The organism is Flavonifractor sp. An112, assembly GCF_904377885.1.
Taxonomy (GTDB): Bacteria; Bacillota; Clostridia; order Oscillospirales; family Oscillospiraceae; genus Flavonifractor; species Flavonifractor avicola.
In genome coordinates, this window is sequence record NZ_CAJFGT010000085.1 from 1 (window position 1) to 10,406 (window position 10,406).

Here is a 10,406-nt window from a genome sequence, read left to right on the forward strand (position 1 = left end):
CCCTCAACCAAAATCGTACCGGCGCTATCGGTGACAAATTTGCCGTTGGCGTCGCCTACCACAGTTCCGTCGGCAGTAGTGATCATGAACTCCACATCGCTGAGCGGCTCATGGGTTTCACTGTCGATCTTCTTAATCAGCAGGCTTCCCTTGGGAGAGTTGCCGAAGTACAGCTGTACCACATCCTGCTCCTTGCCGGAGATAAACACGGTCTGGGGTGCGGTGTCGATGACATGGCCATTGGGACTGGCCAGCTCCTCCACGACATAAGTGCCCGCCTCCAGGCCGGTGACGGTAAAGCTGCCGTTGGCGCTGGTCTTATAGGTGCCGATCACGGTGCCGCCGGTGCCGGAGGTGCCGCCCAGGTAGCGCACCTGGAACACAGCGCCCTCCAGGGCCTCGCCGGTGACGGAATCGAACTTCCAGACCACCAGGGCACTGAGGGGCGTGTTCTCAAAAATCAGCTCCACAGCCTTGTCGTTGTCCACGTAAATGGTCTGCTCGGAGGGGTCACGGAGGGTATAGCCGATGGGCGGATCAACCTCCACCACCTTGTACCAGCCGGTGTCCAGCTTATCCAGGTAGATTTCGCCGTTTTCATCGGTATAGTAGAAGTTCTGCTCCAGTTTCTGATAGGTGCCGTTCTCGGTGTTGTCCTTGGCTACCCAAAGCTCAAACTTTGCCCCCTTCAGAGGATTGCCAGTGACGGAATCAATCTTCTTGATGGTCAGGCCCGGTTTCTTCTCGTTCTCAATGGAGATCTCGGTGGTTTTACCGGGCCGCAGATAAACCTCGTGAGGGGTGGAGTCCAGAATGTAGCCGTCCGGGGCCTGGATTTCGGTGACGACGTAGTAACCCTCATCCAGATGGATATTCTCAACGGTAATAGAACCGTCCGGGCCTACGGGGAAGTCTCCGATCTTCACGCCCGCCTTGGTCTTGACTTCAAAGATAGCCCCCGTCAGGGCGTTGCCGTTGATGTCCACCTTGTGGATGGTCAGTGTGGGCCGCTTGTAGTTCTGGAACTGCACCGTGGCGTCCCGGTTCGGCTCCAGTGTCACCTGCTGGGGGGTGGTGTCCAGGATATAGCCCTCCGGCACACTCTGCTCGGTGACGGTATAAACGCTGGGCAGCAGGTTCTCGATGGTCACGGTGCCGTCCTCGCCGGTGGGTTCGGTGGTAATGGTGGGGCCGTCCGCATAGTTCAGCGTGAAGGTGACGCCGGAGATGGGTTCGCCGGTGTCCTTATCAGTCTTGCGGATAGTCAGGTCAGGCCGCTTGTCGTTCTGAATGGTGATTGTAGAGGTCTGGCCAGGAAACAGCTCAACGTGGTATTCGGTGGGGTCTAAAATGTGGTCGGCCACCGTAGCGGTTTCCTTGACGGAGTAGACACCCGGCTCCAGATCCGCAATCAGGATCTCGCCCTGGGAATTGGTGGTACGGTCAAGGTAGTGGCTTCCATCTTCGATTTTGGCAATGCGGAAGGTGACGCCAGCCAGCCGGGAGCCGTCGGCGCTGAGCTTAATCAGCTGGAAGGACGGCTTGATGGAGTTGGTAAAGACGAACTGGGCGTCCTCGTTGGGATCAAGCTGGATAATGCGCTGGGCTTCGTCGATGATGTAGCCGGGGCAGGACTTCTCCGTTACCACATAGGCTCCAGCGGGCAGGTGGGACAGGTCGATCTCGCCGTTTTCATCGGTGGTAAACTCCTCCGGGCCATAGTCACCCGCCACCGACTTGATCTCAAAGACCGCATTGGGGATCACCTTGGACGGATCGGCAGAATCCACCTTAATGAGCCTCATGCCGGGTTTCATATCATTAAAGAAGGTCAGCTCTTTAATGCCGTCACCGGCCTTCAGTTCCACCGACTGGGGGGTGGTGTCCAGGATATAGCCATCATCGCCGGTATCCACCTCAACGGCCCGGTAGGTTCCGGGTTCCAGGTCGGTCAGAAGAATCTCGCCAAATGCGTCCGTGCGGAAGGTGCCCAGGCTCACTTCATCACGGAAAACCTCAAAGGTCACGCCGGACATGGCCAGATAGTTTTTGCGGTCGTACTTGATGATGCGCAGGCCGGGAAGTTCCTCGTTGATGATGGGCAGCGTGGTAGTTTCACCGGCGACTACCGTCGTGGTGTAGATGGTATCGTCCAGTTTCCAGCCAACCGGGGCCGTTGTTTCCTGAACACGGTAGGCTCCGGGCTTGATCTCGGTGAAAATGGCGCAGCCTGCGGAGTTAGTGGTGGCGGTGTAGGTCTGTCCACTTTCGATATGCTCAATGGTGATCACGGCACCGGGCAGGTTCATACCCGTGTTGGACTTCTTTTCGATGCGCAGACTGCCGTAGGGATCATTGAAATAGGTGACTTCCGCAATCTCATCGTATACCACCGTGACATTCTGCGTAGGCTCCTTGCTGATTAAGTAGTGCTGGGGAGCCTCACGTTCAATAACGGTGTAATTGCCGGTTTTCAGCAAGGGGATGAAGATCTCGCCGTTGCCGTCGGTGACAAAGCTGCCAATGCTGTCACCGTCGGGGCCGATAACCTCAAACCGAGCGCCGGCCAGGGGCAGCTCCGTCCCGGTTTCGTATTTCAGAATACGCAGGGCAGTCCCATCGGGTTCATCCTCCGGGTTATCAGCGTAATTGCTGTATGCGGACAGGTTCATGGTAACTGTGGGGTCGGTGTCTACCACATAGTTCTGTAAGTTGCCATAGGTGTCCTTTTCCTGGCATACAGCATAGAACACGGCGTACTTATAGACATTCGTGCTGAAGGAAAGCTGGACACTGCCAGTCTCACCCTGGATGCTGTCTGCCGGGTAGAGCACCTTGAACTGACCGGCGTATCCGTCGCCAGTCCCTTCGGTTGTAATGGTGGTAATATCCTGGTTGTTAAGGTCAACGATCCGGGTTCCTTCGGGAACAGAGGCGGGGTCGGTGAAACCCACATTGACTGTATAATCGCAAATCCAAGTCTTGCTCCAGAAGGTAAATACCTGCTGCTTGTACTGCTTGCCGTCTACGGTGATGGCGTATGCGGTATCACGATCTGGGGTACAGGTGACACTGGGGGAAAGGGTTTCAGTCCAACTGGTACCTCTGGCGTAAATATCCTTTGTTGCCGCAAGGATCTTCTGTGCCCGGGTCAGCTCGTCCCCGGACAGGGAGGGGTTAATTTTCAGATTGTTGATATTCCAACCGGAGATCAGGTAGCACCAAAGCGCCATTTTTGTGGCGTAGTACGCCTGGTACTTGTTCTCCAGGCCCAACTCCGCAAGGCCACGGGTGGGATAGCCATTTGCAATAATACCCATCACCTTGGGATCGCTGGTTTTTTCCTCGGCCAGATAAGAGATGCTTTCACCAACACCCACGGTCTGCGGAACTCCGTACAGGTTCGGGTTGACGCAGTAGGCCGGGATCTCCTTCTGCTGACCGGCTGCGTTGATGTAATTGTAGTAGGTATACTTCTGGGACTGTACCCGCCCGTTGATGGACAGATAAGCCAGCTCATAGCCGCCGTTGTAGATGTCAACCTCGCCCAGGGCGTCCTCCACGGTGTTGGCGGCAGAGGCAAAGCCGGTACAGAGGCTAAGAATGGTAGCAATGCACAACAGAAGTGCAAGCAGTCTCCGTGTCATGGTATGACCTCCTTTTGAATAGTAAAGACGCCCGATGCAATCGCATTGGGCGTCCTTTTCAAGTGGATATGAAATTATTAAATTGCGTGTTTGATGTTGTATTCTGTGCGCTGGAAAACGCCGTTTTTATAAACATCCCACGCTTCCATGTAGTAGGTTCCGGGGGGACAGGAGTTAAAGAGATTGGTGATCTCAGAAGATCTCCAGGGCCAGAAGGTCTGCGGGGTGATTTCCGTAGGGATAGTGAGGGAAATTTTCACCTTCGCATTTCCGCTGGGGTGGAGAACCGGCTTCCCGTCCTTCCACGTTTCGGGGTTATCTCCTATGGCATTAAACAAAGTATACAGCATCCGGCGGGATTCGTAGATGTTGCGGGCAAAGAGATAGTCCTGCCCTGCGCTGCTGTACCGGCGAACCTCCGGGGCGGGGAGTTCTACCTGGGGCATGAGGCTCCAATCGCAGGTGGCGGTGGGCAGTTCAGGGAGAGGGCCATCCTGGAACATATTCTTGTCCCAGCGGCTCACATCCGTAATGGTGTAGGTGGAACCGTCATCGCAGAGAATTTGATCGCCCACTTTGGGCTGGTATCTGGAGCCGGTTGCCGCCGCCGCATGATAGGGGTCTACGGTGGTAGCCACGTTAGCTGGATTCTCAGTCTGTCCGGTAGGTTCTGTGGTAATCACCACGGTGCGGGTGTCGTTGTCCCAGCTCACACCAAATCCCAACTTGTCGCCAAGATCCCGGAGCTGGAAGTAGTTGTTGCCGTTAATCACATAGCCAATCAACTCAATTTCCTGGCCGTCTAACGTGATTCTCTGGTCAATGTCGGTGGTGGGCGTTGCAAGGATGCCAGCAGCATAGGCTACGCTGCCGCCAAAAAGGGCGGCTCCGCAGAACAGTCCTGCGAGAAACATGGGGATATTCTTTTTCATCATCAAAGCCTCCTTGTCTGAGTGATTTCTGCTGACATCATAGCAAGGATATAAAAGATTGTCAAAAAATCAAACCATCTTTGCCTGCACACACCAACGATAAGCAGGCTGATCCATGACGCAGGTGACAAGGGTGATGATGTTGTCATTGGTGGCATCCAGCACCGACACCTGTGTACTGAGGATCTTCTGCACCGAGTACACCTCGTAGGTGCGGGTACCCAGCTTTGTAGTCAGGGTAATCGTATCACCTCCAGACAGCGTATGGATTTTGCCGAAGTGGTTATTCACACCTCTGTTATGGCCTGCGATTGCCACATTGCCATTCCAGATGCTGGTGTTCTCAAAATGCCCCGCCCCCGTAGCCAGGGCGGTGGCGCTCGTTCCCTCGTTGACATTGACCTTCAGCCCGATGGAGGGGATGGACAAGGTGGCGATATAACCGCCGCTGTAATAGAGGGCATCCGTCACCGGCGTATAGGCCGTTACACTGCCGCTGGTGTCCACGCTGGGCAAGGTCGGCACCGTGGAGGTATTCGGGAGGGTGATAGTCCCGGTGGCTCCGGGGACAGTCACCGTCCCGGTGCCCGCCGAGGTGCTATTTCCGGGGCCGGTGTAGATCTGCCCGTCCCGGATCAGATTGGGCGTCAGCAGCTCACCGCTGCCCAGGACGTAGGAGGTGGGTGAGCCGAAGGCGGGCGGGATCAGGGCGGCGTTCTTACTGCGGTCGGTGTTGGCCGGTGCGCTGGTTGTTACATAGATGGTGTCATCCGAGGTGGGTCTGCCGAACAGAGGGTTGTCCGGCGCATCGAAGGAATACTCCAGCGCACTGGCGGGCAGCATGGTAGCTCCCGTCAGGCAGCAGGCGGCAAGCAGCGTGGTAAGCAGTTTCCTCATGTCATTCGTACCCCCGTTTCTTGTTGATGTAGTGTTTGTAGCCTTTCTGTCCAAAGTAACCGGCGCAGCCCAAAGCGCCCACACCCAAAGGGAGCAGCAGCCATTTCCAGTCAAAGGAGAACGGGGCGGACTGCGTGGTGTCAATAGTGGCATCAGCATCCATGCCGGCAGATGCGGAGTCGCCGCTGGAAAATACCGCCGTATAGGTGATCACATCGGTGCTCACCCTGGTGACCTCTCCCACATAGTTTGCCGTAACCACATAGCCGGTGGCGTATTTGCTGGTGGCTGTGCCGGTGTAGGTAGCGGTGGCGGTATAGCGCAGAGCCATATCATATCCGTCGGTCTGAGTGGTTGCAGCCTCCTGCCACTGCACATCGGCCAGTGTTAGTGTCCGGCCACTATCTGTAATGCTCTTGGGGATCAGGGACACATCTGCCCCGGACAGGTTGGGATAGGTGCGGGTAGCCGACACGGTGCGGCTACTGCTCTTGTAGCCTGCGGCCTCTACGGTGATGGTGGTGTGATCCAGGGAGAGAACACCCTGATAGCCGTCCTCGGTCTGTACCTCCAGCTCCGGCTCCAGCATGGCCAGAATCTTTTCCATGTCCTGGGTATCGGAATCCAGGGTCAGAACCTCCACATAATCCTGGGTATCGCTCTCGATCTGTGCTTGCTTGAGAACATCCAGCAGCGTGTAGACCTTTCCCTCACGCTCAAAGTCCTCGGTGGGAATAGCGGAAGGATCGTCCTGGGAGGAGAGGTAATAGACCTTCTCAATGCGGGTAATCCCATTTTCCTCACTTTGCCTTACTTCGGCAGGATAGAGCGGTACCGGATCAGGCGTAGGAATCGTCATGTCGGTCACCCCCTCGGTGGCAGGGGAGGCGGTGCTATCGCTTTCCGCCCCCTGCGGCGTTTCGCTGGGAGCCGCTGCCGCAAATGCAGTGGTCATGATGCCGCAGAGCAGCAGCGTCATGGCACACAAGGTACAAAAGATACGCTTCATCGTTCCAGTCCTCCTTTTGTTTTTTTGCCGTTCTTGGCATGGTGAAAAACGGGAGCGCCCTTTTCACGCTGGGGCTGTCCCTTTTCACGCTGCGCCTGCTGCGCTTTCAGTTCTTCCAGCTTTTTGCGCACGGAGGGACGCTGTTTGGGGTCACTGGTCGTAGTCTCGGTAGCTGCTCTCGTATCTGTCCCGTATTCCCTGGATCTTTCGCCGGATGGAACACGGGACGGCTCTTTTTTTGCGGCCTCGTCCTCCTGACGAATGGGGACGGCAATGCCCATGCGTTCCAGGATACGGTTGATCTGCCGTGCGTCCTTGGCCTTTGCCATGATTTCCACTGTGCCGGTCTTTTCCGCTTTGTTGATGATCGGATAGTACAGGACGCCGTACTGGGTGCTTTCCTTCTTGAACGCAGCCAAGTCCTGCTCGTTGATGGAGAAAATGGTCAGCTCCTCACGATCCTGGATCAGCCGCTTCAATGTGGTTTTACCGGCAACCTTCTGGTTATCGTTGGCAAGGGCAATCAGCAGCGCCGCCAGATTCTTGGCTCCCAGCCCTGCCAGCTTTAGGGCGCTCTCGGTAATCTGAATTCCTTCCCGTACCATCAGATCAGCGGTTTCTCCGCTGGTACTCATGTCTTACAGCCTCCTTCTGATTTTGTGATTTGTTTTCCTCGAACTCCCGTAAGTTCTGCTGAATACCGGGAACCTGCTGTTCGATTCGTTTGCAGAGCGTTCGCTCCTTCCGCAGTTGCCGTAAGGAGGCGGTCTGGCGGTCAATCTCACGGGCGAGTTCTTCTTTGATCTTCTCATCGGTTTCACACCTCCTTTTTGCATAGAGCGGTTGCCTGAGTTCTGTCCGCAGCTGGATCTCCTGCTCGATTTGTGCCTGACGCTCCATAAGTTGCTCCACGGTGGAAATGCCATGCTCATGGAGATATAAAAATTGCGCCTGATAGCGTTCCAGACGGAGCACCTCACGACGCATTTCATAAGAGATTCTTTTTCGGGTCGGCCTTTTGTACCGGCGCAGCAGATAAACGTATCTGAGGTACAGCGCATAAAAGCCAGTGATCTTCTTTTTGCGGACAGTTTTCCAGGAGCCGGAGAAACGATAGCGCCGAACCGGAAGCGGTTGATAGGCCGCAACACGGCCTTCCAAAATAGCCCGCTGCTGCTCCTGGATGCGCCGCTTGATGTCCTCCACGGTGTACCCTTCGCCCAGCCGATCCAGGCGAAAATTACGTTTTGCGCCGGGTGGCCGTACCGTCAGGTATTTGCGGTTAGGGTTTCGGGAAACGGCGTACCCCTTTTTCTCCAACAGGTTGAGAAAGTCGGGAAAGGTAAAGCAGTCACGGATCACCAGATCGATCTCATCCCGGAGCATTTGAGAGAGTGTTGGCTTACCCTCCTGCTGAGCCTTCCACTCGGCATAGTGCTTTCCCTTACTTTCGGGAGACAAGGCTGAGAGATTTTCCGCTTTGCACAGTTCATCTGAGGTTTTACGAATGGTATTGTAGTAGCTAATAGGACTGGAGTGATATTTTTTTCCATCCAAAAAGGAAACTGAATTGATGATGATATGCGAGTGAAGATGCGCCCGATCCAAGTGTGTGCCAACTACAACTTGATAAGCGTCTCCGAATACTTCTTTTGCAAACGCTACACCAATTCTATGAGCCTGCTCCGGCGTAACCTCTCCAGGGGCAAATGATTGAATAAAGTGGTAGCCAAGCACTCCGCCTGTATTGTGAAAACGCTGCTTGACTTGCTGCATTTCCCGATATGCTGTTTCTGGACTACCGCAGTTAATTGCGGTGACAAAGAAAGACTGCTCTGTTTTCTCTGGATTTGTAATATATGTAAGGCCAGCTGCTAACGTTGTTTTTTTGCTATTGGTCACATAGTTCACTCGACTGTCCAATCTGGAACGAATTGCGATCACTTTTGTAATAGCCATTTACAGCTCCAATACCTTTTCCCAAATTTGCTTTACCAAGCACTCTACCACCGCAAGTTCTTGTTGGGTAATCTCATGCTTGCTATTTGCAATTCTGGCAATCTGATTGATATTGTTGCCAATGGCGTTCAGCTCTTTGATCAATGCAGCCAGTTCTTCCGGTGGCTTAGAAGTCAGCTCTATTCCTGCAACAGCATCCCTAACAAATCGTTCTTTTGATACTCCAGCCTTCATTGCTTCTTGATTCAAATGTTCCCATTCTTCATCTGTGAATCGAATGACTTTCGCTTTATTTCGTTTTGCCATATCACAACCTTCCTCTCCTTTTGATATGTGAATAGGGCCAAAATTCAGGAGAGTAGATTCCACCTCATTTCCCCAAACATCCCAGCCAAGTGTGGTCTGACGAGCAAACAGCTCTATACGGGGCAAATCACCTATGAGAGTAACGATTTTTTCACGGACTTCATCAGGCTTTTTGCTGTGAGCTTCAACAGGTGAAATAATGAATTGATGAATGTTGGCCGCTTTCCGCTTTGGGTGTCCTTTGGTGGCCAGGAGGCAAACTTCCGCATTTCCCCTTGTCCAAAAACCCATTCCATAAAACCAACTATCTGCCTTGCGGTTTTTCTTCAGCCAGACAAATGCTACACTTTTGTAAGAGAATCCCCATGCCTGAATCAACTGCAAAGCATTGGGAAGTTGGGGAAATGCCGTCCACAGGAAAAGAACGCAGTCCGAGGCGGAAAGTTCGGCCACGGGCAGCGCACAGAGTTCCTCTAAGCTCATAGTAGAATAGTGCTTTTCTGCTGCTCCGTTCACTCTTGTTTGCGAGTAATTCCATGGTGGATCGGCATAGATAATAGAATATTTTTTTGCCATTATGCTCCTTGTTCAATCGGTTCAGTTCTACTTCACAGGTGGTGGCGAATTAACACTGTATTCAACGGGGGTATTAGGGGGAAGCCCCCTAACAAGCGCATTTTGATACCAAAATGCTATGCTTGCAGGAACAGGCGGCAAGCCGCCTGTTCCTCAATCCACCTTCCCGAAAAAAACTACCGCTCCTCTCCGCCACGGGTTTTCACCCGTCCTGCAATTCCTTTCTGGATTTGCAAATAGTCGTTGTAATCCTTTCCCTTGGGCGGAGGATTGTCCAGCACCTGATACCCGTGCAGACATTGTTGGAGGGCTTGCGCCGCTTCCCGGCCACGCTCGTCGTTGTCCAGGCACAAAATGATTTTTTTAATGCCTGGATTGTGCTGGAGATAGGTTTCCAAAGCCAGCGGAAGTTTCAGCTCTGCGTCGGCTTTTGGGCGATAAATTCCTGAGAGAGAAAGACAGTTGGCGCTTCGCCAGTTCTGCCCCTTTCGTTTTAAGATGCTGAGATAGGAAAGAGCGTCAATGGCGCTTTCAAAAACACACACGCTCTCCCGATTGTTGGCTTGCAGCGGGATACAAAATGAATACCGTTTATCGCTTCCGGCCACCTCACCAACAAAGGTTGAGTGAGACAACGTACCACGCAAGGAGGCATATTTTGCCGTGCCATTTTCAAAGCCTACAAACACGCAATTATGCCGTTTGGCGTCCTCATAGAGTTGGCCCGACTTTATACAGTGATTGATGATCTCAGCGTCAATTCCCCTGGCGCACAGATAGGCAAACACTCGTTTGGTATCGGGATTTCGTTCCGGCAGCTGGAAGTCAGGACGAGGTTTAGGAGGCGGTTTTGATACAGGCCGGGAAGAAAGCTGCGGCTGCTCACCGAGGATCATTCCAACCGCCTCCGGCAGTTTGTAGCCACACACTTTTACCAGATAATCCAGGGCGGTAGAGCCTCCAATATTGTGGCTCCACCAGCACCATTTTCCGTTGGAGATTTTCAGCGAGTCATGGCTTTTTGTGCAGTAGGTTCCGCCGCTCACATGAACCAATTCTCCTGGATCATGGTGTTGTAAG

8 protein-coding genes and 1 pseudogene are annotated in these 10,406 nt (G+C 53.6%); all 9 read right to left on the reverse strand.

Translation table 11 applies throughout. The features are described from left to right. A partial coding sequence (locus tag IHN22_RS11130; RefSeq protein ID WP_191435387.1) for a SpaA isopeptide-forming pilin-related protein occupies nt 1-3,647 on the reverse strand: 3,647 nt, incomplete at its 3' end. A 77-nt stretch (nt 3,648-3,724) separates the two neighbouring features. Continuing rightward, entirely contained in the window at nt 3,725-4,579 is an 855-nt protein-coding gene (locus IHN22_RS11135; protein ID WP_191435388.1) for a hypothetical protein, read from the reverse strand. A gap of 69 nt (nt 4,580-4,648) precedes the next feature. Next, entirely contained in the window at nt 4,649-5,476 is an 828-nt protein-coding gene (locus IHN22_RS11140; RefSeq protein ID WP_191435390.1) for a class D sortase, read from the reverse strand. Between the two features lies 1 nt (nt 5,477). After that, the gene (locus IHN22_RS11145; RefSeq protein ID WP_191435392.1) at nt 5,478-6,485 is read right to left on the reverse strand and encodes a hypothetical protein; all 1,008 of its coding nucleotides are present in this window, start codon (nt 6,483-6,485) and stop codon (nt 5,478-5,480) included. Then, entirely contained in the window at nt 6,482-7,120 is a 639-nt protein-coding gene (locus tag IHN22_RS11150) for a PcfB family protein (protein ID WP_191435393.1), read from the reverse strand. The genes IHN22_RS11145 and IHN22_RS11150 overlap by 4 nt, the downstream gene beginning before the upstream one ends. Beyond that, nucleotides 7,095-8,444: a relaxase/mobilization nuclease domain-containing protein gene (locus tag IHN22_RS11155; protein WP_191435395.1), complete on the reverse strand. Its 1,350-nt coding sequence runs from the start codon at nt 8,442-8,444 to the stop codon at nt 7,095-7,097. Before IHN22_RS11155 ends, IHN22_RS11150 begins: the two co-directional genes overlap by 26 nt. After that, nucleotides 8,445-8,750 carry a plasmid mobilization protein gene (mobC, locus tag IHN22_RS12845; RefSeq protein WP_365814151.1) on the reverse strand — a complete coding sequence of 102 codons (306 nt, stop codon included), beginning with the start codon at nt 8,748-8,750 and terminating at the stop codon, nt 8,445-8,447. A gap of 39 nt (nt 8,751-8,789) precedes the next feature. Continuing rightward, nucleotides 8,790-9,326, reverse strand: a pseudogene (locus IHN22_RS12850) (MT-A70 family methyltransferase); the annotation flags it as partial. Between the two features lie 176 nt (nt 9,327-9,502). Next, on the reverse strand, nt 9,503-10,406 hold a 904-nt coding region (locus IHN22_RS11165; protein WP_191435399.1), incomplete at its 5' end, for a DUF3991 and toprim domain-containing protein.

Excerpts from the sequence above, each read along its gene's own strand:
- IHN22_RS11135 (WP_191435388.1), bottom strand. The coding sequence starts at position 4,579 with ATGAAAAAGAATATCCCCATGTTTCTCGCAGGACTGTTCTGCGGAGCC.
- IHN22_RS11140 (WP_191435390.1), bottom strand. The coding sequence starts at position 5,476 with ATGAGGAAACTGCTTACCACGCTGCTTGCCGCCTGCTGCCTGACGGGA.
- IHN22_RS11145 (WP_191435392.1), bottom strand. The coding sequence starts at position 6,485 with ATGAAGCGTATCTTTTGTACCTTGTGTGCCATGACGCTGCTGCTCTGC.
- IHN22_RS11150 (WP_191435393.1), bottom strand. The coding sequence starts at position 7,120 with ATGAGTACCAGCGGAGAAACCGCTGATCTGATGGTACGGGAAGGAATT.
- IHN22_RS11155 (WP_191435395.1), bottom strand. The coding sequence starts at position 8,444 with ATGGCTATTACAAAAGTGATCGCAATTCGTTCCAGATTGGACAGTCGA.
- mobC (WP_365814151.1), bottom strand. The coding sequence starts at position 8,750 with ATGGCAAAACGAAATAAAGCGAAAGTCATTCGATTCACAGATGAAGAA.